Source organism: Diaphorobacter aerolatus (genome assembly GCF_014489535.1).
In the GTDB taxonomy this organism is placed as follows: Bacteria; Pseudomonadota; Gammaproteobacteria; order Burkholderiales; family Burkholderiaceae_C; genus Diaphorobacter_A; species Diaphorobacter_A aerolatus.
Genome location: NZ_CP060783.1, coordinates 1,969,270 through 1,994,644 on the forward strand (window position 1 = coordinate 1,969,270; position 25,375 = coordinate 1,994,644).

Consider the following 25,375-nt stretch of genomic DNA (forward strand, 5'->3'; position numbering starts at 1 on the left):
GCATTGGCGAGTTAGAGTCATCACTCAACAAGCCATTGCAGTGAAAAAAGACAAGACGGCAAGGAGACGGGCATGGCGACCAGGAAGGCACCGCGCCGCACCGCCGAGCGCATTCTCGAGAGCAGCCTCGCGCTGTTCAACCGCTTTGGTGAGCCCAATGTTTCCACCAATGCGATCTCGGCAGAACTGCGCATCAGCCCGGGCAATCTGCACTATCACTTTCCCGCCAAGGACGATCTGATCAATGCGCTGTTCGGTCAGTACGAAGCGGCGCTGCATCCCGTTCTGCGTGCGGCCGACGGCGTCACGAATGTCGAGGACGCCTGGTTCTTCGTGCATTCGGTGCTTGAGGCGAACTGGCAATACCGTTTTATCTACCGCAACCTCAACGAGCTGTTGTCTCGCAATCTGCGTCTCGAAGCGAGCATGCGCCAGACGCTCGACGATCTCACCCGAAGCCTGCACCAGTTGCTCGTCACCATGCAGCAGCACCATTCCGTGATCGCGCCGCCGCTGGGCTGGGCAACCGTCTCCCGCAGCATGGTGCTGTTGCTGGTCTTCTGGCTGAGTTATGAATACGTGCTCGATCCACGGCACGCGCTCGAAGACGAAAATGCGCAGACCGCCGCCATGCGCAGCGCAGCGCATGTGCTGAGCCTGCTCGCGCCCTACGCCGCGCCCGATCAGCGGGCGCATTTGCAGCGCCTGATCGACACCTACGCCGAGCTAGCCAGAGACGAAGCCGCCGTGGCCTGAAAGTCCGTGCGTCAGATCGTCACGGTGCGACCGACACCCGGCGTGCGGCAATTTCGAGCAGCCCGTCGAATATCAGCGGTTCGACGAGCTCGAACGGTCGCGTCATGCTCGGGGCCATCTTCCAGCCCGCGCCGCCGGTCATCAGGCATGCGGGTTCCATGTCGCAATGCTCCCTCAGGTGCTGGTACATGCGCTCGACCGCGCCGGCAATCGCATAGGTGCCGCCGCTCGTGAGCGCATCGCTGGTGTTCGACGGGAACGGGCGCACCTCGCCCGTTGGCACATGCAGTCCGGCGGTGCCGGTTTCGAGCGCGCGCAGCATGATGCCGTGCCCCGGAAGAATCAGGCCGCCGAGAAACCTGCCGTCGGTGTCGATGGCCTCGACGGTCACCGCCGTGCCGACCATCACCAGCACCAGCGGCCGCGCCGGGCCCTGCGCGAGCAAGCGATGGCGCGCGCCGATCATCGCGACCCAGCGGTCTGCGCCCAGACGCGAAGGATGGTCATAGCCGTTCGAGAGCCCAGCCTCGTGCTGCGACGGCACGACCCATTGCGGGGCCACGTCCCAGATTTCCATCTGCTCGGCCACGCGCCGCTTGACCGCATCGCCCGCAACCACGCAGCCCAGCATGTGTTCGGGAGCGGGGAGCCTCGCCCAGGGCCCTTCGGCGAGGCGATCAATGTGGTCCAGAAATTCCGCGCCGTGCGCCAGCAGTTGCGCGCCGGGCTGGGGGCATCGAACAACGCCCATTTGAGACGGGTGTTGCCCACGTCGATGGCCAGGAATGTCATGCGAGCGATTATCGTGAGTTTTCGAGAGTTAACACTTGATAGTCAAAACTGAGGTGCAGAATGTGCCTCTTGCCAAGCGCGCCGCGCAAACGGAAGGGTAAATCTCTTACATGCATCGTCATGGGAACCCCTTACAGTGGCAAGTCGCTAAATTCCGCAACCTTAGGAGATCAAAGCATGGGATTGTTTAGTTTCATCAAAGAAGCCGGTGAAAAGCTCTTCGGCGGCTCGTCCGCACAAGCAGCCGCTCCATCCGAAGATCTGAACGCCAAGGCCGCATCCGCGATTGCCACTTACATTGGCGCGCAGAACCTCGGTGTCTCCGACGTGAACGTGAAGTTCGACGGCGCATCCGGTGCCGTGACCGTGACGGGCGTTGCGCCCACGCAGTCCGCCAAGGAAAAGGTCACCCTGTGCTGCGGCAACGTAGCCAGCGTGCAGTCCGTGGACAACCAGATGAGCGTGACCAATCCGGAACCCGAAGCCCAGTACCACGATGTGGTGCGCGGCGACACGCTGTCCGCCATCTCCAAGAAGTACTACGGCGACGCCAACAAGTACAACGTCATTTTCGAAGCGAACAAGCCCATGCTGTCTGATCCGAACAAGATCTACCCGGGCCAGAAGCTGCGCATTCCTGCACAGTAATTCGCCAGCGATGTGCCGATGACCGCGCGACGCAATCGCGCGTGATCGGCCATTCGACAAAAAGCCAAACCGCTTCGGCTGTCTGGCTTTTTCTTTGTTTTTAGCTGGCGTTCACTGCCTCCACGGCAAACCGCGAAAACGCCAGCCGCCCAGGCGATTGCGTTGCCCGCTGGCATCCACGTCGCCCTCGAAACCTTCAAGTATGTTGTAGGCCTCGATTCCGAGTTCCGTCGCACGTTTGGCGGCCGCCACCGAGCGCACGCCGCTGCGGCACAGCAGCACCACCTTCTTGCCGCCCTCGGGCACGGCAGCGCGCAACTGTTCATCGAACGCCGCGTTCATTGCCATGCCGGGCCACTGCTTCCAGGCCACGGCGACTGCACCGGGCACGGTGCCGACCCATTCACGTTCGGCGTCGGTGCGCACATCGATCAAAACCGCCTGCCCGTCCTGGACCCAGCGCCAGGCCAGTTGCGGACTCACGTCGCCCGCATAGCCGTCAGCGGGCCGGGGTTGATCCAATGATCCGGGGGCGGATGACGTAGAAGATGAGGATGAGGATTGCGGCGTGGTAGTCATGCGCTCGATTCTGGCAGATGCCCACACAGGGCCGCGCGCCGCAAGACATCACTCCCACGAGGGCGTTGCCTGTTCCTTGAGGCTGCGGCGCAGCGCCTTGTACTCGGGCATCACCGAGCCCACCGTGTCCCAGAAACGCGGCGAATGATCCATCACCCGCAGGTGTGAAAGCTCGTGCACCACCACGTAGTCGATCACCGAGGGCCGGAAATGCAGCAACCGCCAATTCAGGCAAATCGAGCCATCCGAACGCGCACTGCCCCAGCGGGTCTGCGCGCTCGACAGCCGAAGCCGCGTCCAGCGCACGCCGAGCTGCGGCGCAAAGTGATCGAGCCGCGCGACGAAATGGGCACGCGCCTGCCTGAGCAGCCACGCCTGCACCGCGTCGCGCACCTTGGAGGCGTCGGCCGCATGCGGCAAGGCGATGTGCAGTTCGCGCGGCTCACCGGGCAGCGCGGAATCGAGCAATGCGCCGCCGCGCCCCGCAAAACGGTGCTCCGCATCGAGAACGATTCTGAGCGGCTCGCCGAGAAACGGGAACACCGCGCCGTTCTTCCATTCAATGCGCGCATCCTCGCGCTTTTGCTGGCGCAGTTGCGCATCGCCGAGCTTGCGCAGAATCCAGCCGGATTTTTCCTTGAGCGCCTCGTCAATGGCCGACAGCGTCACCCACGACGGCGCGCGCACGGACAGGCCGTCCGCATCCACGACAAAACCGATGCTGCGACGTCGCACCCGTTGCAGTGCATAGGCCACGCGCGCGTGCCCCAGAAGCACCTCGCGATTGGCGCGGGGATGGCTGAACGACGCCGGTTGGAGCACGCGGTCTAGCGGCTCGGCGGGCGCAGGTTCGCGGTGATCGCCGGAGGTCGCCGGTGCCGGCTCTGTTTCCCGGAGGGCCGGCGCAAACTCGGCCCACAGATCCTGCGACTCGTCCGAGGCGGGCTTCAGGCGCCTACTGCGTCCATCACTGCTCCTGCGTGGCGCGACGACAGGGCTGGGCGTCTCCTGCCGGACGGTCGCCGGTTTGGCGTCGCCCGAGATGCCAAACAATTCGAGCGCCATCTGAATCAAGCCCTGCCCCACTTTTTTTGTTACTTTCCGGGAGGATAGGCCTCGGGTCGAGGCGCCGCATCTCCGCTTCGATCCAGTCCTGGGCCTTCTGCATGAGTTCGTCCTGCGTCAGGCCCTCGGATGAAATCTGCGGACCAATGGAGACATCGACGACGCCGGGCCGCTTGGTGAACGGCTTCCTTGGCCACACCCGCGCCGAGGTCACGGCAATCGGCACCACGGGAACGCCCGCGCTCAATGCAAGGCGTGCGCCGCCGCTCTTGTATTGCCCCACCTCACCGCGCGCAATGCGCGTGCCTTCGGGGAACATGATCACCCAGGTGCCCTGAGCCAGCAGCTTGCGGCCCTGCTGCAGCAGCTTGGCGAATGCGCGGCTGCCCTGGCTGCGGTCGATGTGAACCATGTCGAGGCTGCCGATCGACCAGCCAAAGAACGGAATCTTCAGCAGTTCCTTCTTGAACACATAGGCGAGTTGGCGCGGCATGATCGCCGGCATCAGAAAGGTCTCGTAGGTGGACTGATGCTTGCACAGCAACACCACGCCCTGCTTCGGATCGACGGGCAGATTTTCCATGCCCGTGACGCGATTCGAGATACCGAGCAGCGGACGCGCGCTGTTGACCGAGAGCGCCAGCCAGGCACGCGCAATCGCGTAGACGGTCTGTTGCTTCGCTCCCGAAAAGCGCGCGATCAGGACGGCCAGCGTGTAGGGAATGACGGTGACACTCATCCACAGCAGATGAAGAACGGAACGGATGAAAGCCATATTTTTGAATCAGTTTCCTAAAGGGGTGCCGCCGCCAGAACGCATCGTCGCAAGCGCATGGAACCGGCGTCGCCCACTCAATGCAGGGGCACCTTGGCGGCCTGCGCCGCCGCGATGAAGTCTACAAATGCGCCCAGATCGGCATGCACATGCGTGCCCTTGGGCCACGGTTCGGGCAGATCGTCTGCGGGATTTATCTCGGTCGCCGCGCCGGTGCAGATCAAATGCAATTGCGGCAGGCCGATGGCCGCAGCGGCCTGCAGATGCAGCAGGCTGCTGCCCACGGCCAGCATCTCGCCGCGTTCGACGCCGTAACGGTCACGAATCTGCTCCATCAATCCCGGCGCAGGCTTGCGGCAACTACAGTGCTCGGCCTCGCTGTGCGGGCAGAAGAACACCGCGTCGATCTTTCCGCCTACCGCCGACACCTGCTTGAGCAGGCGCGCGTGAATGGCATTGAGCGCATGCACGTCAAACACCCCACGCCCGAGCCCCGGCTGGTTGGTGGCGATCACCACGTGCCAGCCGGCGCGCGACAGTTGCGCAACCGCCTCGAGCGCACCGGGAATCGGAATCCATTCATCGGGCGTGGAGATGTACTCGTTGCCCAGGACATTGAGTGTGCCGTCGCGGTCGAAGATGGCGATTTTCATGACTCGATTATGAAAGCAATCTGGCGGAAGCCCGCACTGCATTGTCCATGGATCCTCGGGCGCTCATCGGTCAGGGGACTCTATGCGAGACGCGACAGGTCGGCCACGCGGTTCATCGCCACATGCAGCGATTGCAGCAGGCCCTGACGATTCAGGCGCAGCGCCTCCTCGTCGGCGTTGACCATCACGTCGTCGAAGAAGGTGTCGACCGGTGCGCGCAATGCGGCCAGCGTTTGCAGGCTGCCGGTGTAGTCGCCTTCGGCAAATCGGGCATCGGCCTCGGGGACGGTCTGCTGCATCGCGGCGTAGAGCGCCTGCTCGGCTGGTTCCCGAAGCATCGCGGGATTCACATGCGGATCGACCTGACCGGCCTTCTTGAGGATATTGCCGATGCGCTTGTTCGCGGCAGCCAGCGCCGGTGCCTCGGGCAATTCGGCAAACGCGCGCACCGCTTGCAGCGCCTTGGGAATCTCGCCCCATGGCACGTTGGCGGCGATCACCGCATCGGCCTCCTGAGCGCTGTAGCCCTGCTCGCGGAGATAGCCCGCCAGGCGCTCGTGGATGAATTCCAGCAACTGCGCATTGCTCTTTTGGGCATCGGGCAGCAACGCACCGAAGGCCTTCGCCGCGGCGTCCAGAATGCGCGTCAGATCAAGCGGCAATTCCTTGTCGATCAGCATGCGGATCACGCCGAGCGCGTGACGGCGCAGCGCAAACGGATCGCGGTCACCGGTCGGCAGATTGCCGATGCCGAACATGCCCACCAGCGTCTCGAGCTTGTCGGCCAGTGCCACCACCACGCCCACGTTCTCGCGCGGCAGTTCGTCGCCCGCGAAACGCGGCTTGTAGTGGTCTTCGATGGCGTGCGCCACCTGCACCGACAGTCCGTCATTGGCAGCGTAGTAGCCGCCCATGATGCCCTGCAGCTCGGGGAACTCGCCGACCATGTCGGTGACCAGATCGGTCTTGGCCAGCATCGCGGCGGTGTCGACGCTCTCCAGCAGATATTCTTCGGCGATTTCGCCTTCGACGCTGCCCAGTTGCTCGGGATGCGCCTTGGCGATGGCGTCGAACAGATCGTGCGCAATCGCCTTGGCAATGGCGCGCACCCGCTGCATGCGTTCGCCCTGGGTGCCGAGCTTGTTGTGATACACGACCTTCGAGAGCGCATCGACGCGCGAGAGCAGCGTCTTCTTGCGGTCCTGGTCGAAGAAGAATTTCGCATCCGCCAGGCGCGGACGCACCACGCGCTCGTTGCCGCCCGTGACCGCGCTGGCATCCGATGGGCTGATATTGCTGACGACCAGGAATTGGTGGGTCAACCTGCCTTCGGCCGACAGCAGCGGGAAGTACTTCTGGTTGGCCTTCATCGTGAGAATCAGGCATTCCTGCGGCACGTCGAGAAATTCCTTCTCGAACTCGCAGACCAGCACGTTCGGGCGTTCGACCAGTGCGGTCACTTCGTCGAGCAGTGCCTCGTCTTCGATGGCGCGAACGCCACCGCCCACGCGTTCGGCAGCGGCCTTCAGTTGCCGTGCGATTTCATCGCGGCGCTCGGGGAAACTGGCGATCACGGCGCCCTGCTCGCGCAGTTGCGCGGCATAGGTATCGGCGCTCGTGATGCCGATGGGATCGACGCTCGCTTCGAACCGATGGCCGTGCGTGATGTTGCCGGCCTTGAGGCCCAGCGCACTCACTGACAGCAGAACCTCGGTGCCATGCAGCACGACGAGACCGTGCGCCGGGCGCACGAAGTTCACACTGCTCCAGCCGTCCTGCAACTGGTAGCGCATGACCTTGGGAATCGGCAGCCTGGCGATGGCTTCATCGAGCGCGTTCTGCACGCCTTCGGTGAGTTGCGCGCCCTTGGCGGTGCTGTGGTAGTAGAGGATGTCGGCCTTGCCGTCGTTGACGCGCTCAAGCGTCGCCACGGCGGATTCTTCGGCACCGAGAGCGTTGAGCTTCTTCACCAGTGCGGGCGATGCCTTGCCTTCGGCGTCGAGCCCCACGCTCACGGGCATGAGCTTTTGCGACACCGCCTTGTCGGCGGCTTGCGGCAGCACTTCGGTGATGTGCGCGGCCAGGCGGCGCGGTGAAGCATAGGCCGTGATGCGCGAGCCGGGCGAGGTCAGCCCCTGGGCCTTGAGCTGCTCGAACAGCACGACCGCGAACGCATCACCCAGTTTCTGGAGCACCTTGGGAGGCAGCTCTTCGACAAACAGTTCAACAAGAAGATTCGGTGTTGTCATGATGGATTTCCCTGCTGCGGCGCCTTATGCGCCCTTCTTGTTATGGCTGCTGCCGCCGCTGCTTTGTTGCTGCTGCTCGGCCTTGGCCAGATCGGCGAGCACTTCGTCGGCCCAAGCCCTCGGAGCCATTGGGAAGCCCAGCCGCGCGCGGCTGTCGAGATAGGCCTTGGCCACGGCGCGCGCCAGATTGCGGATGCGGCCGATGTAGGCCGCGCGTTCGGTCACCGAGATCGCGCCGCGCGCGTCGAGCAGATTGAAGGTGTGAGCGGCCTTGAGCACCTGCTCGTAGGCCGGCAGCGCGAGCTGCGCCTCCATCAGGTGCTGCGCCTGTTTTTCATGCGCGCCGAAGGCGGTGAACAGAAACTCCGCATCCGAATGCTCGAAGTTGTATGCCGACTGTTCCACCTCGTTCTGATGGAACACGTCGCCGTAGCTCAGCCTGCGGCCATTGCCGTCGTCGGTCCAGACGAGGTCGTACATGTTTTCCACGCCCTGCAGATACATCGCGAGGCGTTCGAGCCCATAGGTGATCTCGCCGGTCGCGGGCTTGCAGTCGATGCCGCCCACTTGCTGGAAATAGGTGAACTGCGTCACTTCCATGCCGTTGAGCCAGACTTCCCAACCAAGGCCCCATGCGCCGAGCGTTGGATTCTCCCAGTCGTCCTCGACAAAGCGGATGTCGTTCTTCTTCAGGTCGAAGCCGAGTGCCTCGAGCGAACCGAGATACAGCTCCAGAATGTTGTCCGGCGCGGGTTTCAGAACCACCTGGTACTGGTAGTAGTGCTGGCCGCGATTCGGATTCTCGCCATAACGACCATCCTTGGGACGGCGGCTGGGCTGCACGTAAGCGGCCTTCCACGGCTCGGGGCCGATGGCGCGCAGGAACGTGGCGGTGTGCGAAGTACCGGCACCCACTTCCATATCGTAGGGCTGCAAGAGCGCACAGCCCTGATCGGCCCAGTACGACTGCAATTTCAGAATGATTTGTTGGAAGGTCAGCATGTCGGTTCTGGCTAATTCGGTGAACGCGTTTTCTCGCGTGAACCGGCGATTTTAGTTGGCGCAAACAAAACGGGGGCCGAAGCCCCCGGATACTCGGTACCGACGCGGTTGGTTACTTGCCGTCCCAACTGCGCAGAACCAGCGACGCATTGGTGCCGCCAAAGCCGAAGCTGTTGGAGAGCACGTGGCGCAATTGCGCATCGCGCGACTCGGTCACGAGGGGCAGATCGCCGACGGCCGGATCGGGATTCTCCACGTTCGCGGAACCCGCAATAAAGCCCTTGTTCAGCATGATCAGGCAGTAGATTGCTTCCTGCACGCCGGTTGCGCCCTGCGAATGCCCGGTGAGGGACTTGGTGGACGAAAACGGCGGCACTTTGTCGCCGAACACCTTGCGCATCGCATGCAATTCCGGCACATCGCCGACGGGCGTGGAGGTGCCGTGCGTGTTGATGTAGTCGATGGGGCCATCCAGGTCACCGATGGCCTGTTCCATGCACGCCACGGCGCCGACGCCGGAAGGCGCGACCATGTCCTCGCCATCCGAGGAGATGCCGAAGCCGACGATTTCCGCGAGGATGTTCGCGCCACGTGCCTGGGCATGCTCAAGGCTTTCGAGTACCAGCGCGCCGCCGCCGCCCGCGATCACGAAACCGTCACGGTCGGCATCGTAGGGACGCGAAGCCTTCTCGGGATCGTCATTGCGCTTGGAGGACATCGCGCCCATGCCGTCAAACAGCAACGCAAGCCCCCAGGACAGTTCCTCGCCACCTCCGGCGAACATCACGTCCTGCATGCCCCAGGCGATCTGCTGGGCCGCCGCGCCAATGCAATGCGCCGAAGTGCTACAGGCGGAGGTGATCGAGTAGTTGATGCCCTTGATCTTGAAGTAGGTCGCCAGATTGGCCGACACCGTCGAGCCCATGCAGCGCGTGACCTGGTACGGTCCCACGCGGCGAATGCCCTTGGTGCGCAGCGTATCGGCCGCCTCGATCTGGTTGGCCGGCGAGCCGCCGCCCGAGCCCATGATCAGGCCGGTGCGCAGGTTGGAGATTTGCTCGGGTTGCAGGCCCGCCTGTGCAATCGCGTCGGACAGCGCCACGAACGCATAGGCGGCGGCGCCACCCATGAACCGCAGTTGCCGACGATCGATGCGCTCTTCCAGGTTGATTTGCGGAATGCCTGCGACCTGGCTGCGAAGACCCATCTCGGTGAACTCCGGCATGGCCTTGATACCCGAGCGACCCTCGCGCAGCGAAGCCTCCACCGTTTCAAGATCGTTGCCGATGCACGAGACGATACCCGCGCCCGTGATCACCACCCGCTTTTTCATGCTGCTGCCCCTTGGCCATTGCCTTCGCGCATGAAAAGGCCCACGCGCAGGTCATTGGCCGCATAGATTTCCTTGCCGTCGGCGAGCAGACGCGCATCGCCGATGGCCATATTGAGCTTGCGTTTGATGACACGCTTGATGTCAATTTCGTAAGTAACCAGTTTCACGTCGGGTCCGACCTCGCCCGTGAACTTGACCTCGCCCGCGCCGAGCGCGCGACCACGCCCCGGCAATTGCAGCCACGTCAGGTAGAAGCCGATGAGCTGCCACATGGCATCAAGGCCAAGGCAACCGGGCATCACCGGGTCGCCGCGGAAATGGCAGTCGAAGAACCACAGATCGGGCTTGATGTCGAGTTCGGCCACGATCTTTCCCAGCCCATGCGCACCGCCATCACTGTCGATGTGCGTGATGCGATCAAACATCAGCATGGGTGGCAGGGGCAGGCGCCCGCTGTCCGGGGTGAACAACCGGCCCTCACCGGAGGCGATCAGTTGCTCGTAGGAAAAGGAATCAGCCATTGTCAGTCATTCTCCAGACGGTCATGCGCCGTCATCGTGGGATCGCTGGAATTCAATCCAGACATGAACATTCTTGCAAAAAGGGCATCATTATCAAGGCTTGCAGTCGCCCGATTGCAACAAACGGCCAAGAAATTGATACAAAACCTCGAAGCGCTGGCCCATTATCGCCAATGCTCCTGCGCGCCGGCCCGGCGCCCGCGCAACGCGAGCAGCACCGCCCGAGCAGCCCCAGCCCCAGAACGGCCACAGCCCGAGACGCCCAACCCACCATGCAAACGGCGTGACCGCGCCGCTCACTCCGCGCACCTGCGTCAGCAGCACGCCGCGTTGGGTGTTTTCCAGGCGATCCGTGACCTGCCCACGGTGATCGATCACCGCGGTTGCTCCGGTATTCGTAGCGCGCACCATCGGACGCTCGAACTCCAACGAGCGCATGCGGCTGATCGCAAGATGCTGGTCAATCGCAACGGAATTGCCAAACCAGCCGATGTTGCTCAGGTTCACCATGAAGGTCGGCGCCTGGGTCGCATCGACAAACCGCGCGCCGAGTTCCTCGCCGAACAAATCCTCATAACAGATGTTGGGCGCAATGCGCTCGCCCTTCCAGACGAACGATGGCTGGCCGATATGGCCGCGATTGAAATCGCCCAGCGGGATGTTCATCATCTCGGTGAACCAGCGGAAGAACGGCGGAATGAATTCACCGAACGGCACCAGATGGTGCTTGTCATATTGGTAGGGCTGCTGCATGCCGGGCGCAAAACCATAGACCGAATTCGTGTAGCCCTCGGTGAAATTGCCAAGCGGAATGCCGACCAGCAACGCCTGCTCGCCACCGGGCTGGGAATAGCGCGCGGATATGGCTTCCAAGTAGCCGGGCGGCAATTGCTGGGGCAGCAGCGGAATCGCGGTTTCCGGCGCGACCACCAGTTGCGCCCGAGCCTCGTTCAGGCGACCCGCGTACCACTCAAGCGCCAGCGGGATGCCGCTGCCGGGCTGGAATTTCTCGTCCTGCGGTATCTGGCCCTGCATCAGCGCGAGCGACATCGGCGCGGAGAGGTGACTGGCTTCGAGCGTCTTCAATCCGGTCTGCCGCTGCGAGGCCACGCCGCCCAGCACCATGAGCACGCCCGCGACCGCAATCCACCATTTCTGGTTGTGCGAATCCTCGGTGCGCCACATCGCGGCCGATGCCGCAAGAAAGGCCGCAGCAAAACAGATGCCGTACACGCCGACGTAACGTGCGAGCGCCGCAAGCGGCCCGTCGACGTGCGCGTATCCGATGGCACCCCACGGAAAACCGGTCCACCATTGGCCGCGCGCCAGCTCCGCCAGCAGCCACAGGGCAGCAAACAATACCGCAGCCCGGAGTCGGCTATGCGGCAGGCGCTTTCGGAACCACCACACGGCAATCGCGTAGTAGCTGCCGAGAAACGCGGCCAGCCCCACCACGGCCAACACCGCCAGCGGCGCGGCAAGCCCGCCGTAGGTATGCATGGAGATATACAGCCACCAGAAGGTGCCGCACAGCCAGGCGGTAGCGAAAACCCAGGCCATGAAACCCGCGCGGCGCGGCGTCGCGACCCTCAGGATCGCGTGGACAAAAACCGCCAGCGACGCCAGTTGCAGCCACCACAGCGGCTGCCCGCCCCAGGGCCAGGCCAGAGAAAGCGCCTGCGCCACTCCGGCGAGCGCCACCAGCGGCCAAAGCCACCAGGGGCCGCGAACGCCCGTAGCGCGCGGGGCGGCGGGATCATCGTGCACCATGTGCGTTTGCTGCATCGTCGGTCAGCTTGCCATTCAGGAGTTTTCCCCGGCCGCGCCCTCGGGAGCGGGCGAGACCTTGAACCAGCGCACCGCTCCGCCCTTGCCGTGCAGCACGATGAAGCGCAGCCCGCCGATGTCGAAATGCTCGCCCTTGCGCGGCACGCGGCCGAGTTCGTGGGTGATCAGGCCGCCGATGGTGTCGAACGACTCATCGAGATCGGAACTCTCGAGCGTGACGCCGAACGCCTCGGCCACGCGCTCGACGGGCGTGTCGCCGCTGACACGATAGGTCTGGTCCGCGAGGCCGAAGATGTCGCCCTCTTCCTCGGGAAGATCGAATTCGTCCTCGATCTCGCCGACGATTTCCTCGATCACGTCCTCGAACGTGACCAGTCCGGCTGTGCGGCCAAACTCGTCGATCACGAGCGCCATGTGGCTGCGCGAGCTGCGGAATTCGGTCGAAAGATCGTTCAGGCTCTTGCTCTCCGGCACGAACAGCGCCGGGCGCACCATGGTGCGGATGTTGAGGCTCGGCGAGCGCGAGAGCTTGAGCAGGTCCTTGGCGAGCAGCACGCCGATGATGTTGTCGCGCTCACCCTGATAGACCGGAAACCGCGAATGCGCCGTGCGGATCACCTGCAGGATCAGGTCGTCGATCGGCTCGTCGATGTTCAGCAGATCCATGCGCTTGGCGGGCACCATCACGTCGCTGGCGGTCAACTCCGCCATGCGCAGCACGCGTTCCAGAAGCACCCGGGTGTCCGCATTGATGACGTCGTCATGCTCGGCCTCGGCCATTGCGGCCACCAGTTCTTCGGTGGAATTGGGCCCCGGGTTGATGAATTCGATGACGCGTTGCAGGAGCGTGCGTTTGTCTTCCTTGTCGGAATGACGCGCGGGATGCGGATCTGACACAGTCTTGATGCAGGACGTGCGGTGGTGAAGGGGACTCAAGAATAACGGATTGTGGCCGAACCCGCGTCGGACTTCGCGCCGCCGATTGCCGCGCTATTCACTCGGCCGATTGATGACGGCCGTCACGCACGCCCTGGCGGATTTCCTGCAGGCCGCCAAGCATGTTCCAGAATTGTTGAGCCTGCTTCTTGAACTGGTAGTCGAGTTCGCCAAACTGCACGGCCACCATCTTGCTCATGCGCGTGTCGAAACTCGCGGGCGGCAGTTGCAGATAGGCCTCGGATTCCGATCCATCGCGGTGCACGGTCGCGCCAGCGTTGCGGGCGATCTTGAGCATCGCGGTGTTTTCGGAGAGCGCGTGGATGAACATCATCTTCACGTCGCGGCTGCGCGCCAGCATCATGGCGCGATCGAACAACTGCGCGCCATAGCCGCGACCACGGGCCTTGGAGAGCACGGAGACGCCGAACTCGGCGCAGCTCTTGAATTCCTCATGTTCCGCATAGGCCACATGGGCCATGGCGATGAGTTCAAGGCGTCGGTTGAACACGCCAATGACCTCATCGCGGTCGAAATCGATGTGATCGACGTAGCGGCGCACCTGCGCATCGCTGGCGGGGTAGCCAAAGCGCAGATAGCGATCCTCTGGACTCAGACTCAGCAAATGCGTAGCAATGCGCTCGCGGTGTTGGGCAGCCAGCGAACGAATGGGCACTGGAGCAGAAACCATTTTTGAAACACCTCGTTGTGTCGACTCGGGTTGATCCACCTTGGAGCCAACGCCCCAGATGCGTCGGCCCATGTCCCAGGAAGTGAGAAGCCAGTCTTTCGTCAATAGCATGATGCAGCCATTCTAGGGTTTTCCCTAGGAATTCGCATCGATTTTGCTGCATTGCAATATAAAAACTGGGGATGTTTCCGTTTCGAGTCGCCGGATGCGCGAAAAATCCAGAAACCAGGCCGTTTGATTGCTATGAACTCAGAAGCAAATCAAACCGGCACCGCCGTTGTGGCCTTGACACGGTCGAGCACGAAACTGGTCTTGCAGTCCTGCACGCTCGGATGCTTGAGCAGCGTCTCCATGATGAAGCGGCTGTAGTGCGCCATGTCGGCCACCACGACGCGCAGCAGATAGTCCATCTCGCCGGTCAGCGCCGAGCACTCCACCACCTCGGGCCAGGACTGCACGCTGGCGCGAAACAGGTCCATGGGATTGCGCTTGTGAATCTCGGTGTTCTTTTCAAGCCGCACATTGATGTAGGCGGTCAGCCCGAGCCCGACCGCCTCGGGTTTGACCAGCGCGACATAGCGCTCGATGATGCCCGCGTCTTCGAGCCGCTTGGCGCGGCGAAGCACGGCGCTGGGCGAGAGGCCGACGCGCTCGCCGATCACGTCATAGGTTTCGCGCCCATTGGCCTGCAGGCTGCGCAGGATCGCGCGATCCAGTTTGTCCAGCGACACCGCCGAAGAATCACCCAGTGGGGAAGAAGTGCTCATGGAAACGATTTTCCGCCACTTCGGCGCCCTGGTTAATCCGAGACTTCCCTAGCGCATGAATATTGCATTTCATTTGCCAATTCATCATAAATAGTGCGTTCCATGCGATTATCCCGGATGAAATAGGCGAAAAAAAGCCAGCATAGCCAATTACATTCAATGTTTGACGGAGCAGCGCTGCGACGGCGCGACACAAACACCGCTTGTTCAAGCAACGGAGACACATCATGAACGCCCCATCACCTCACGACCCGAAGAATCCGCCTGGGAAAATCCCATGGGCACCGACGGTTTCGAATTCATCGAATACGCCGCCCCGATCCCGTCGCGATGGGGAAGTCGTTCGAATCCATGGGATTCAAGCCCGTCGCCCGCCACCGCCACAAGAACGTGCTGCTGTACCGTCAGGGCGAAATCAACTTCATCATCAACGCCGAGCCCGACAGCTTCGCCCAGCGCTTTGCCCGCCTGCATGGGCCGAGCGTCTGCGCCATCGCGTTCCGCGTGCACGATGCCAAGGCCGCCTACGAACGCGCGCTCAATCTCGGCGCATGGGGCTATGCCGGTACCGCCGAGCCGGGACAATTGAACATTCCCGCGATCAAGGGCGTGGGCGACAGCCTGATCTATTTTGTGGACCGCTGGCGCGGCAAGAACGGCGCGCGCCCGGGCGACATCGGCAACATCGGCTTCTTCGACGTGGACTTCGTGCCGCTGCCCGGCATCAGCACCGAGGAAATGCTCTGCCCCAAGGGCGCGGGACTCACCTATGTGGACCACCTCACGCACAACGTGCACCGGGGCCGCATGGTCGAATGGGCCGATTTCTACGAGCGTTTGTTCAACTTCCGCGAAATCCGCTACTTCGACATCGAGGGCCAGGTCACGGGCGTCAAGAGCAAGGCCATGACCAGCCCCTGCGGCAAGATCCGCATTCCGATCAACGAGGAAGGCAAGGAAAAGCCGGGGCAGATTCAGGAATACCTGGACATGTACAAGGGCGAGGGTATCCAGCACATCGCCATGGGCTCGTACGACCTCTACGCCACGGTGGATCAGTTGCGTGCCAACGGCGTGCGGCTGCTCGACACCATCGATACCTACTACGAGCTGATCGACAAGCGCATCCCGGAGCATGGCGAAAGCGTCGCTGAGCTGCAAAAGCGCAAGATTCTGATCGACGGGAAAAAGGATGCCATCCTGCTGCAGATCTTCAGCGAGAACCAGCTTGGCCCGATCTTCTTCGAGTTCATCGAGCGCAAGGGCGACGACGGCTTCGGCAACGGCAATTTCAAGGCGCTGTTTGAAAGCATCGAGCTCGACCAGATGCGCCGCGGCGTGCTCTGATTCGATCCAACCGACGCCTCAGGAGGCAAGCCATGGGACAGGCACCGGTCACCTACGGCCAGTCCACGCGCCCGCCGCGCGGCGACTACGGCCGCGCGCGGGAGGATTTCACCTGCGCACAGAACTTCGATGCGTACACGGAAGCGGATCACGATACCTATCACCGCCTCTACGAACGCCAGTCGGCCCTGCTTCCAGGTCTGGCGAGCCAGGCCTTCATCGACGTGTTGCCAAGGCTCGGGCCAAGGAGCGCATTCCGCGCTTTGACGACATCAACGAATCACTGCACAAGGCCACGCGCTGGGAGATCGTCGCGGTACCGGGGCTGATTCCCGAACGCGCCTTTTTCTCGCTGCTCGCCAATCGCCGGTTTCCGGTGACGGACTGGATTCGCAAGCCCGAGGAATTCGAATACATCGTCGAGCCCGACGTGTTCCACGACCTCTTCGGCCATGTGCCGCTGTTGTTCAATCCGGTGATCGCCGACTACATCCAGCGCTACGGCCAGGGCGGTCTCAAGGCAGAGGAACTCGGCGCGGGCGAGATGCTTGCGCGGCTCTACTGGTACACCATCGAATTCGGCCTGATCCGCGAGCCGGAGGGGCTGCGGGCCTATGGCGCGGGCATTCTGAGCTCCAGCGGCGAACTCAAGCACAGCGTGCAAAGCCCCGAGCCGCAACGTCTGCCGCTGGAACTCGCGCGCACCATGCGCACGCGCTACAAGATCGACACCTACCAGCAGACGTATTTCGTGATCGACAGCTTCGAGCAGCTGTTCGAATTGACGGCGCCCGATTTCACCCATCTCTACGACCAGCTGCGCGCCCTGCCCGAATTCGGTGCCGACAGCAAGCCGCTTGCGGCGCGCACGGCCTGATCAGCGCGCGACGAGCGAACGCACCAGCGCCCACAGTGGCGGGGCCGCCAGCATCTGCACATGGGCGTAGCCAGCCAGCAGGTGATGGTCGGTGTTCGCCAGTTGCGAGGTCGATTCGGGAAACACCACGTTGTCGCAGTCGGAGTAGACGCAGTGCCAGCGCACGCGCGAAAACGCGCTGCCGGGTTGCGATTCGTCCCTGCGCAGTTGGGCGAGCCATGCGCTGTCCGGTCGCATCTGCCGCACATTGGCCCCCGTCACGCACAGCGCGAGCGGCGACCCCTGGTGCGGGCTGCCGATGGTGACCGCTGCCAACGGCACCAGCTCACTGCCTGTGGACTGCGCGCGCAACCAGTCACGCAGCACCAGCCCGCCCATGCTGTGACCCACGAGCAGCGGAGCGAGCCCGGTGGCGGCATGCAGTCGCCTGACCGCAGAGTCGAGCGCGGGCCGGGCCGTCTCGATGGTGTGCAGCAGCATCGGCAAGCTCACCGCCACGTAGGGAATGTTTTCCTTGCGCAATTGCTCCATGAGCTGCGTCCAGACCGCGCGATTGCACATCCAGCCATGGACCAGCACCACGCCGCGTCGCCCACCGGAATCTTCGGGCAGGTGATCCGGAACGGCCCATTCGCGCCATGGAATCTGCCACGCGAACTGTCTCGCCGATTCCCGGGTTTCGGCGTTCCAGGCCCTGAACACCGAAGCGCGCGCGGCACGCGGCAGTCCGCCGTGCCACTTGAATGCCTGCATCACCAGAAACTGCAATCCCAGCCAGAACCGTCCGAACAGCATGAACAGCAGCACGCCGAATCCCGCGAGCCACGGCGAGCGCGGCCATGCCCATGCGATCCAGGCCATCAGGCACAAGACATTGAAAAAACCGACAGCGCGCAGCCACCATGCGACCATGGACCCATCCCTTGTTGAACCGGTAAGCGATCAAAGCGAAGCCGAACAAATACCTGCGACGCACTGTTCCACATTGCCCCGCGCCATTGTGCATGCGCTTGTGCGTGAAGGCGTGTCGCACGGGCACAATGTTGGCCGAGCCACACCCATAACGAGACACCAGCCCATGACCCGCACCCAGCCCGCACTTCCCGCCGACATCACCGTTCTGGAGCGCGGCTGGCTGTCCGCCAACAACGTGCTGTTTCAGGGAAGCGAAGGCAGCGCGCTGGTGGACAGCGGCTATTTCACCCACGCCAGCCAGACCGTGGAACTGGTCGCCGCGTCGCTTGCAGGAGGTGCGCTCGATCTGCTGATCAACACCCATCTGCACAGCGATCATTGCGGTGGCAATGCGGCATTGCAGACGTTCTGGCCCCAGGCCGAAACGCGCGTTCCTCCGGGCCATTTGGAACAGGTCCGGCATTGGGATCCGGTGGCCCTGGGCTACGAACCCACCGGCCAATACTGCCCGCCGTTTCGCGCCGATTCTGCGCTGCGCCCGGGCGACGAGATCCGGCTCGGCGACGGCCTCTGGCAAATCCACGCCGCTCCCGGGCACGACGCGCACGCGGTCATTCTGTTCGAGCCCGACGCGCGGCTGCTGATCTCGGGTGATGCACTCTGGGAAAACGGCTTTGGCGTGGTGTTTCCCGAACTTGAAGGCGAGGAAGGCTTTGCCGATGTGGGTGCGACGCTCGATCTCATCGAACGCCTTGCGCCCGAAATCGTCATTCCCGGCCACGGCGCCGTGTTCTCCGACGTGCCCCGGTCGCTCGATACCGCCCGCCGACGCCTCGCGGGCTTCGTGGCCGATCCGCACAAGCACGCGCGCCATGCCGCCAAGGTGCTGCTCAAGTACAAGCTGCTCGAATGGCAGAGCGTGCCGATGCCAGACGCGCTGTGCTGGCTTCACGGCACGGCCTATTTCCGCCTGCTGCACGCGCGCTATTTCGCCGCGACGCCGATGCAGGACTGGGCCGGGGACCTGGTGCGCGACCTGGTCGCGAGCGGCGCTGCGGCGGTTCAGGAAGACCTGCTGATCAACGCCTGAGGCAAACGCGGGTGCCAGACAAGTCGATGACATTGATTCATGGATGACCATGATGGATCAAGGAAATTTGTTGGTATGACGCAACAAATGCCCCATCTCCCACACTGAATTTGCTGGAAATTCCATCTCAGATCAAAGCAATTACGCGAACGAGATTGATTCTCAATAATAATCGCGTCCAGTTTTATCAGAGGGTATTTTCATGCAATCCAAGCGCTCCAACGTGAAGAAGCCACGCAGCCTGCGTCTGGCCGAAAGCGTCACCGCCGTTGCCGTCCTGCTTCCGCTCGGCGCACTGGCCCAGACTCCGACAGCACCCGAGGCGACTGCCGCCACCACCGCCGAAGCCCTGCCTACCGTGACGGTGAAGGAGCAGGCTATCGATCCGAATCCGAATGCCGAAGTCGGCGCGCCCTACAAGGCCAAGACGTCTGCCGACACGCGGCACACACGTCCGCTCGCCGAGACGCCGCAAACCATTTCGGTGATCACCAAATCGGCCATCGACGATTCCGGCATGACCGACCTCAAGCAGATTCTCGCCGCCCAACCCGGCATCACGCTCGGCACCGGCGAAAACGGTAATGCCTTCGGTGATCGCTACATCATCCGTGGCCAGGAAGCGCGCTCCGACGTGTTCGTGGACGGTCTTCGTGACCCCGGCATGACCACGCGCGAGAGCTTCGCCGCCGAACAGGTGGAAATAACCAAGGGCCCGAACTCCACGTTCGCGGGCCGCGGTTCCGCCGGTGGCGCGGTGAACATGATCACCAAGCAGGCCACGCTCGACTACGACTTCACACGCTTTTCCGGCTCGGTCGGCACCGACAGCCACTATCGCCTGACGATGGACGCCAACAAGGCCATCAACGACACCTTCGCGCTGCGCGTGAATGCGCTCGTGGGAAGCGAAGACGTGCCCGACCGCGGCCCGTCCGAGCGCAAGCGCAAGGGTCTGGCGCTCTCGGGCATCTGGGAAGTGAATCCCGACCTGAACGTGACCGTGGACTACTACGGCTTTCGCGGCAAGGACAACCAGCCCGACCTCGGCGGCTACCTCGTCGGCACGGCGCCCGCGCGCTACCCGGCCCGCAATGTTCCGGTGTACGCACAGTCCAACGACTTCCTGAAGTCGGACGTGGACACGCTGACGGCGCGCGTCAACTACCGCATCGCACCCGACCTCAAGCTCAACAGCCTGACGCGCTATGGTACGGCGAGCAATAGCTACGCCACCACAGGCGCATCGAGCCGCACCGCTTTCAATCCTGACGGCAGCACCTACGCCACTGCGGGCCTGGACAACGGCCACACAGGTTGGCAGGAGGTGCACTACTTCGCGCACCAGACCAATCTGCGTTGGGACACCAAGATCGCCGGCATGAAGCACGAATTCATTACTGGCTTCGAATACACCGACCACATGGTCAAGTCCGGTAACTACGCCATCAGCAATTCCGGCTCTTACAACTGCCGCACCAGTGCGACGGCCACGGCCAACAATGGCTGGTGCTTCACCAATGCCTCTGGCGCGAGCTTTGGCGACCCGACCACGATGGCCGGTCGCAGCTACACACGTCGTGGCCAGTCTGCCGACTGGCAGGTGCGCACCTACGCGCTGTCGCTCATGGACACCGTAGATCTAACCGACAAGTGGACTGTGTTTGGCGGCGTTCGCGCTGACCACTACAAGCTCAGCTACCTTACTCGTAACAACACCACAGGCGTGCAGACAGGTGACTACGGTTTCAGTGACACACTGTTCAACGGCCATCTGGGTGTTAGCTACAAGATCAACCCGCAGGGCATGGTTTACGCTGGCTACGGCACTTCGCAGGACATCAACGGCGGCGAACCCGACGCTGGCACCAACAGCGGCTACGGTGGTCTCGTGATTTACAACGGCAGCGCCGCTGGCGCCAAGCCCGAGCGTTCGCAGAACTTCGAACTCGGTACCAAATGGAATCTGCTGGATGACAAACTGTTGGCTACCGCCGCAGTGTTTCAAACCACCAAGACCGATGTCATGGAGGGGGCGAACTACGATACACAAGGCACCTTCAACACAGGAAAGAATCGCGTTCGTGGTGTCGAATTCGGCCTCGCTGGCAACGTTACCAAGGAATTTCAAGTTCAGGCAGGTGTGGCCATTATGAAATCCAAGGTTTTGCGCTCGGCAAATGCTTCCAACGTCGGCCATCCTCTCTCAAACTTCGCCGATCGTGCGTTCTCGTTGCAGGGCAAATATCAAATCACCAAGGACTTCTCGCTGGGTGCTGTGGCACGCCACGAAAGCAGTCGCTGCGGCGGACAGCCTGACACAGGGGCGGGTTACACCACCACCGGCACTTGCTCGCAGCCCGTGCCGGCGTTCACCGTCTACGACGCGTTCGCGTCCTACCGCATCAACAAGCACGCCGACCTGCGCCTGAATGTCTTGAACCTGACGAACAAGGACTACTACACCGCCGTGTACCGTTCCGGCTCGTTCCTGTACAAGGGCGACGCGCGCGCCGTGCGCCTGACCTTGAACCTCGATCTGTAATTCAGGCAGCCCGGTTCAGTTCGCCGCAGACTACGGAGCCGCACCGGGTGCGCTCCGGGTTTGCTTCACAATCCGTGAAAAAATCCATGCCGGCGCCTGTCCGGCATTTCCGCTTGTATCGGCCATCGACCCTGACCTCATGCCATGCTGATCACCATCGACAACGTTCTCACCAAAGAGCAGGTCCGCCAGTTCCGCGAACGCCTCGATGCGGCCCCCTGGAGCGATGGCGCCGCCACCGCCGGGACGCTCGCCAGAAGCGTCAAGCGCAATCAGCAGATCGACGATGCAAGCGAGCTGTGCGTGGCACTTGGCAACCAGATCCTGCGCGCGCTCTCGCAGATGCCGCGCTTCATTTCCGCCGCGCTGCCGCGCACCATCTATCCGCCCAAGTTCAACCGCTACAGCGGCGGCGGCACCTATGGCGCGCATGTGGACAGCGCGCTGATGTTCCTGCCCGGCGCGCAGCAGCAGAAACAACAGATGCGCACCGATCTTTCGGCCACGCTGTTCCTCGCCGAGCCCGATGAGTACGAAGGCGGCGTGCTCGAGGTCGAGGGCCCATTCGGCGTGCAGGAAGTCAAGCTCGATGCGGGCGACATGGTGCTCTATCCGTCGAGCAGCCTGCACCGCGTCACCCCCGTCACGAGCGGCGCGCGCGTGGCCTCGTTCTTCTGGATCGAGAGCCTGGTGCCCGACGAGGGCGAGCGCACGCTGCTGTTCGATCTGGACCAGTCCGTGCAGCAGCTCACGCCATCCATGCCACCTGATGATCCGCGACTCGTACAGCTCACCGGGGTCTATCACAACCTGTTGCGACGCTGGGCCAGGACTTGATCTACGCTCGCATGCTTTTGAATCCGACCGAAGGAATCTCCCTATGAAAAATCTCCGTACCACTCTCTGCATCGCCGCACTCACGCTGTGCGCGAACACGGCCTTTGCACACGGCAACGTGCAGTGCAAGGAATACCCCAAGGCCGAATGGCGTCCACATACCGAGCTGCAGGAAAAGCTCGTGAAGGATGGCTGGACCGTGCGCCGCATGGAAAAGACCGACACCTGCTACGAGGTCTATGGCAAGGACCCCAAGGGCAAGCGCGTCGAGGCCTTCTTCGATCCCAAGACCTTTGAACGCGTCGAAGAGTAAACCGCTTGCACGCTGATCACGCCGCCGCCGCACCGCAGCGGGTGCGCGTCTGGGACTGGCTCGTGCGCCTGTTGCATTGGGGGCTGGTGGTCTGCATCGCGCTGTCCTGGTGGAGCCGCCATGACCTCGGCCCGCTGCACGAGCGCACGGGTTATGTCGTCATCGGCATTCTCGTGGCGCGCGTGGTGTGGGGCTTTGTCGGCAGCCGCTATGCGCGATTTGCGCAGTTCGTGAAGGCGTCGGGCCCGACCATCGCCTATGCGCGCGCGGTCATCGCCAGAAAGGCGCCACGCCACATCGGCCACAACCCGCTCGGCGGCTGGATGGTCGTCGCTCTGCTCGCCTGTCTCGGCTTGCTGACCTTCACCGGCTGGCTCTACACCACGGACATGTTCTGGGTTATGGCTGGCTCGCCAATCTGCACAAGTACACGGCGTGGGTGCTGCTCGGACTGATTGCGCTGCACATCGGCGGCATGCTCTGGACCTGCTGGGAACATCGCGAAAACCTCGTGCGAGCGATGTTCACCGGAAACAAGGCCACGGCGTCGGGCGACGACGTGGAGTGATAGTAGATTCACCCCCTGAGGCGCTTCGCGCCTTCCCCCTCTCTATGCTGCGCTGCGCGCAGCGGAGGGGACGCCGCCAGCGCGGCGGGGCGGCCCTTGCGCGGCGGCTCTCGCATGAGGCCGCTTTTGCATTTGGTCTGCAAGGGATTCCTGAGGCGCTTCGCGCCTTCCCCCTCTCTATGCCGCGCTGCGCACAGCGGAGGGGGACGCCGCCAGCGCGGCGGGGCGGCCCTTGCGCGGCGGCCCTCGCATGAGGCCGCTTTTGCACTGGCCTGTACGGCGTCCTTGAAGCCGCTTCACGCCTGGCGCTCGCTCGCTCAAGCTTGCCTTGTGGTCAAGGAAGGTCCTTGTTGGGCTCGGGCTCGCTCGCCAGGCGCGGGCCGATCATGCCGAGTCGTGACTTGATCGACTGCGGTTGGCCGGTCAGGATGGCCGCGTAGTTGGTCGTGTTCGCGAGCACGTTCTTCACGTAGGTCCGGGTCTCGAGGAACGGCACGTTCTCGGCCCAGATCGCGGCGTCGATCACCGGGCCGTTGCGCCAGCTGCGTGGGCGGCCCGGGCCGGCGTTGTAACCGGCGGCGGCAAGCGCCATCGAGTTGTCGAAATCGTCGAGTGCCAGCTTCAAATAGGCCGTGCCGATGGTGATGTTGGTCTCGCGGTCGTAGATCATCTCGGGCGTGAAATTCGTCATGCCGATCTTGCGCGCGGTCCAGCGGGCCGTGGCCGGCATCACCTGCATGAGCCCTGACGCGCCCACATGCGAGCGCGCATCCATGATGAAGCGGCTCTCCTGGCGGATCAGACCATAGACATAGGCAGGATCGAGACCGATGCTCTTCGAATGTTCCACCACCGAACCGCGAAACGGCATCGGGAAGCGCTGCGACACGTCGATGAACGACTTGGTGCGCTCGCTGGTGTTGATGCAGCGGTCCCAGACCTCCTGCTTGCACGCCAGATCGGCAGCGGCCAGCAACTCGCGGTCGTTCATGCCGCCGGGCGTGTGCAGATTCGTCGCGTAGTTCCACTCGCGCACACCTTCGCTGCGCAGGCCGAGCAGGATTGCGTAGAGCCCGCGGTTGAGCCCGGGATTCGCCCGCGCGCCCGCGATTTCTTCGGGTGTCAGCGCCTGTGGCGGCGGCGGCGGAGTGACCTTCAGGCCGAGTTCCTCACGCGCCAGTTGCTCATAAAAGCTGCTGGTTCCGGAAATCGTTTCAAACAGGCGTTTGGCATTCGCCTTGTCCTCGTCGCCCGGCCGGTTGGACAGGTAGGCCCGGCCGCGCCAGTACACCCAGGTGGGATCGGTGCGACCGGCAGCGCTCATCGCGTCGATGCTGCGCGCGGCCACCTTCCATTGACCGGCACGCATCGCGGCGCGCGTGCGCCAGCCCAGCATGTCGTCGTTCAGATCGGCGTCGCGGCTCACGTTGTTGAAGTATCCGAGCGCATCGGGCGACAACGCGATTGCAGCCTGCTTGCCGATCAGCCCCCAGAGCCAGTTACGCTCCTCGGCCGAGAGCTGCACGCCCCATTTGCTGTCGAGCAGACCTGCGGCCTGCGCTGGATCGCTCACCGCCAGCCGGATCAGCGCAAGCACGATGAATTCCTGCTTCATCTTGCCGCGCGCCGTGGCTCGGCCCGTGAGATATTTGGTCGGGGAATCGATGGCCTCGCGCAGGCTTCCCGAAGCGTCGGGCGCGACGATCTGCACCGCCTTCTGCACCGCGCGCAGGCGGTTGGCCTCGGCAGCCAGGCGCGCCTTCTTCCACACGTCGACGGCCTTGATCTTCTGGTTGGCATACAGCTCGGCAGCCGCATACGCGCAGCCGTCATCGAGTTCGCGCTGGCCGTACCAGTTGCGCAGAATCAGCTCCGCGCCTTCTTCGGTCGCCTTGCCCAGCATCTGATCGACGTTGAGCGCGTAGCACTGCACTTCCTTGTCGTCACGCATGCGGAATTTGGAATGCACGTCCATGAAACGTTCCCAGTCGCGCCGCTGCCCGAGCAACAACAGCCAATCGTTGCGCAGTCGGTCTTCCTGATACGTGCCGGCATAACGTTGCAAAAATGCATCGACTTCGGGCTGGCTGGCCTCTTCGAGCCGCGCCTTCAATTCCCAGTACGCGGCCCACGGCTCGAGCACGTGGCCACGGGCGCCAGGCAACAGCGTGGTGAGTTTTTGCTTGTCTTTCTGCCTGAATGCTTTTTGCATTTCCAGCAGCACATCATCGCCTCGGGTCTGAGCCGAAACGGAGGGAAGCGCACCTGCCAGACTAGCCCGAGCAGGAACGGTGTCAGAATCTTGAGCCATTGCATTGTGGGATTATG

The 25,375-nt window shown here is 63.0% G+C and carries 21 protein-coding genes and 4 pseudogenes; 10 read left to right on the plus strand and 15 right to left on the minus strand.

Translation table 11 applies throughout. The features are described 5' to 3' along the window. The first annotated feature begins 72 nt into the window (after positions 1–72). Entirely contained in the window at positions 73–756 is a 684-nt protein-coding gene (locus H9K75_RS09030) for a TetR/AcrR family transcriptional regulator (protein ID WP_187725514.1), read from the plus strand. A gap of 19 nt (positions 757–775) precedes the next feature. Here H9K75_RS09030 and H9K75_RS09035 read toward each other — a convergent pair. After that, positions 776–1,548 (minus strand): annotated as a pseudogene (locus tag H9K75_RS09035) (type III pantothenate kinase). A gap of 177 nt (positions 1,549–1,725) precedes the next feature. On the opposite strand from H9K75_RS09035, the gene lysM reads away from it, so the two are divergent. Next, entirely contained in the window at positions 1,726–2,196 is a 471-nt protein-coding gene (gene lysM, locus H9K75_RS09040) for a peptidoglycan-binding protein LysM (RefSeq protein ID WP_187725515.1), read from the plus strand. A 111-nt stretch (positions 2,197–2,307) separates the two neighbouring features. On the opposite strand, the gene H9K75_RS09045 is transcribed toward lysM, so the two are convergent. From H9K75_RS09045 to H9K75_RS09100, 12 genes are all read right to left on the minus strand, one after another. Next, on the minus strand, positions 2,308–2,775 hold the full coding sequence (locus H9K75_RS09045) for a rhodanese-like domain-containing protein (RefSeq protein WP_187725516.1): 468 nt from the start codon (positions 2,773–2,775) through the stop codon (positions 2,308–2,310). Positions 2,776–2,823: 48 nt separating this feature from the next. Continuing rightward, complete coding sequence (locus tag H9K75_RS09050; RefSeq protein WP_187725517.1) at positions 2,824–3,840, minus strand: M48 family metallopeptidase; 1,017 nt, start codon at positions 3,838–3,840, stop codon at positions 2,824–2,826. Continuing rightward, positions 3,743–4,615: a lysophospholipid acyltransferase family protein gene (locus H9K75_RS09055; protein WP_187725518.1), complete on the minus strand. Its 873-nt coding sequence runs from the start codon at positions 4,613–4,615 to the stop codon at positions 3,743–3,745. The genes H9K75_RS09050 and H9K75_RS09055 overlap by 98 nt, the downstream gene beginning before the upstream one ends. A 77-nt stretch (positions 4,616–4,692) precedes the next feature. Beyond that, positions 4,693–5,268, minus strand: coding sequence for a D-glycero-beta-D-manno-heptose 1,7-bisphosphate 7-phosphatase (gene gmhB / locus H9K75_RS09060; protein WP_187725519.1), 576 nt, complete (start codon positions 5,266–5,268; stop codon positions 4,693–4,695). Positions 5,269–5,348: 80 nt separating this feature from the next. After that, a complete protein-coding gene (gene glyS, locus H9K75_RS09065; protein ID WP_187725520.1) occupies positions 5,349–7,517 on the minus strand; it encodes a glycine--tRNA ligase subunit beta in 2,169 nt (722 codons plus the stop codon). 24 nt (positions 7,518–7,541) lie between these two features. Continuing rightward, positions 7,542–8,519: a glycine--tRNA ligase subunit alpha gene (gene glyQ, locus H9K75_RS09070; protein ID WP_187725521.1), complete on the minus strand. Its 978-nt coding sequence runs from the start codon at positions 8,517–8,519 to the stop codon at positions 7,542–7,544. Between the two features lie 112 nt (positions 8,520–8,631). Then, positions 8,632–9,852: a beta-ketoacyl-ACP synthase I gene (gene fabB / locus H9K75_RS09075; protein ID WP_187725522.1), complete on the minus strand. Its 1,221-nt coding sequence runs from the start codon at positions 9,850–9,852 to the stop codon at positions 8,632–8,634. Then, positions 9,849–10,373 carry a bifunctional 3-hydroxydecanoyl-ACP dehydratase/trans-2-decenoyl-ACP isomerase gene (fabA, locus tag H9K75_RS09080; protein WP_187725523.1) on the minus strand — a complete coding sequence of 175 codons (525 nt, stop codon included), beginning with the start codon at positions 10,371–10,373 and terminating at the stop codon, positions 9,849–9,851. The genes fabB and fabA overlap by 4 nt, the downstream gene beginning before the upstream one ends. Before the next feature lie 93 nt (positions 10,374–10,466). Next, positions 10,467–12,158, minus strand: coding sequence for an apolipoprotein N-acyltransferase (gene lnt / locus H9K75_RS09085; RefSeq protein WP_226858621.1), 1,692 nt, complete (start codon positions 12,156–12,158; stop codon positions 10,467–10,469). An 18-nt stretch (positions 12,159–12,176) separates the two neighbouring features. Next, on the minus strand, positions 12,177–13,058 hold the full coding sequence (locus H9K75_RS09090) for an HlyC/CorC family transporter (RefSeq protein ID WP_187725524.1): 882 nt from the start codon (positions 13,056–13,058) through the stop codon (positions 12,177–12,179). 97 nt (positions 13,059–13,155) lie between these two features. After that, on the minus strand, positions 13,156–13,788 hold the full coding sequence (locus tag H9K75_RS09095; protein ID WP_404826416.1) for a GNAT family N-acetyltransferase: 633 nt from the start codon (positions 13,786–13,788) through the stop codon (positions 13,156–13,158). Positions 13,789–14,048: 260 nt separating this feature from the next. After that, positions 14,049–14,555: an Lrp/AsnC family transcriptional regulator gene (locus H9K75_RS09100; protein WP_187725526.1), complete on the minus strand. Its 507-nt coding sequence runs from the start codon at positions 14,553–14,555 to the stop codon at positions 14,049–14,051. 227 nt (positions 14,556–14,782) lie between these two features. Between H9K75_RS09100 and hppD the strand changes: the two are divergent. Together hppD and phhA are read left to right on the plus strand one after the other, a co-directional pair. After that, positions 14,783–15,902: pseudogene (gene hppD, locus H9K75_RS09105) on the plus strand (4-hydroxyphenylpyruvate dioxygenase). A 32-nt stretch (positions 15,903–15,934) separates the two neighbouring features. Then, positions 15,935–16,779 (plus strand): annotated as a pseudogene (phhA, locus tag H9K75_RS09110) (phenylalanine 4-monooxygenase). On the opposite strand, the gene H9K75_RS09115 reads toward phhA, so the two are convergent. After that, entirely contained in the window at positions 16,780–17,691 is a 912-nt protein-coding gene (locus H9K75_RS09115) for an alpha/beta fold hydrolase (RefSeq protein ID WP_187725527.1), read from the minus strand. Between the two features lie 166 nt (positions 17,692–17,857). Here H9K75_RS09115 and H9K75_RS09120 point away from each other — a divergent pair, with 166 nt between their 5' ends. From H9K75_RS09120 to H9K75_RS24725, 6 genes are all read left to right on the plus strand, one after another. Next, the gene (locus H9K75_RS09120) at positions 17,858–18,784 is read left to right on the plus strand and encodes an MBL fold metallo-hydrolase (protein WP_187725528.1); all 927 of its coding nucleotides are present in this window, start codon (positions 17,858–17,860) and stop codon (positions 18,782–18,784) included. 202 nt (positions 18,785–18,986) lie between these two features. After that, positions 18,987–21,329 (plus strand): TonB-dependent receptor, encoded by a 2,343-nt coding sequence (locus H9K75_RS09125; protein ID WP_187725529.1) that lies wholly within the window; start codon positions 18,987–18,989, stop codon positions 21,327–21,329. Between the two features lie 144 nt (positions 21,330–21,473). Then, entirely contained in the window at positions 21,474–22,166 is a 693-nt protein-coding gene (locus tag H9K75_RS09130) for a Fe2+-dependent dioxygenase (RefSeq protein WP_187725530.1), read from the plus strand. Positions 22,167–22,209: 43 nt separating this feature from the next. Next, a complete protein-coding gene (locus tag H9K75_RS09135; RefSeq protein WP_187725531.1) occupies positions 22,210–22,479 on the plus strand; it encodes a PepSY domain-containing protein in 270 nt (89 codons plus the stop codon). Positions 22,480–22,484: 5 nt separating this feature from the next. After that, positions 22,485–22,934 (plus strand): cytochrome b/b6 domain-containing protein, encoded by a 450-nt coding sequence (locus H9K75_RS09140; RefSeq protein ID WP_226858622.1) that lies wholly within the window; start codon positions 22,485–22,487, stop codon positions 22,932–22,934. Beyond that, positions 22,919–23,047, plus strand: a complete 129-nt coding sequence (locus H9K75_RS24725) for a hypothetical protein (protein WP_264293998.1) — start codon at positions 22,919–22,921, stop codon at positions 23,045–23,047. The genes H9K75_RS09140 and H9K75_RS24725 overlap by 16 nt, the downstream gene beginning before the upstream one ends. A 334-nt stretch (positions 23,048–23,381) precedes the next feature. On the opposite strand, the pseudogene H9K75_RS09145 reads toward H9K75_RS24725, so the two are convergent. Continuing rightward, positions 23,382–25,363, minus strand: a pseudogene (locus H9K75_RS09145) (transglycosylase SLT domain-containing protein). Between the last annotated feature and the right edge of the window lie 12 nt (positions 25,364–25,375).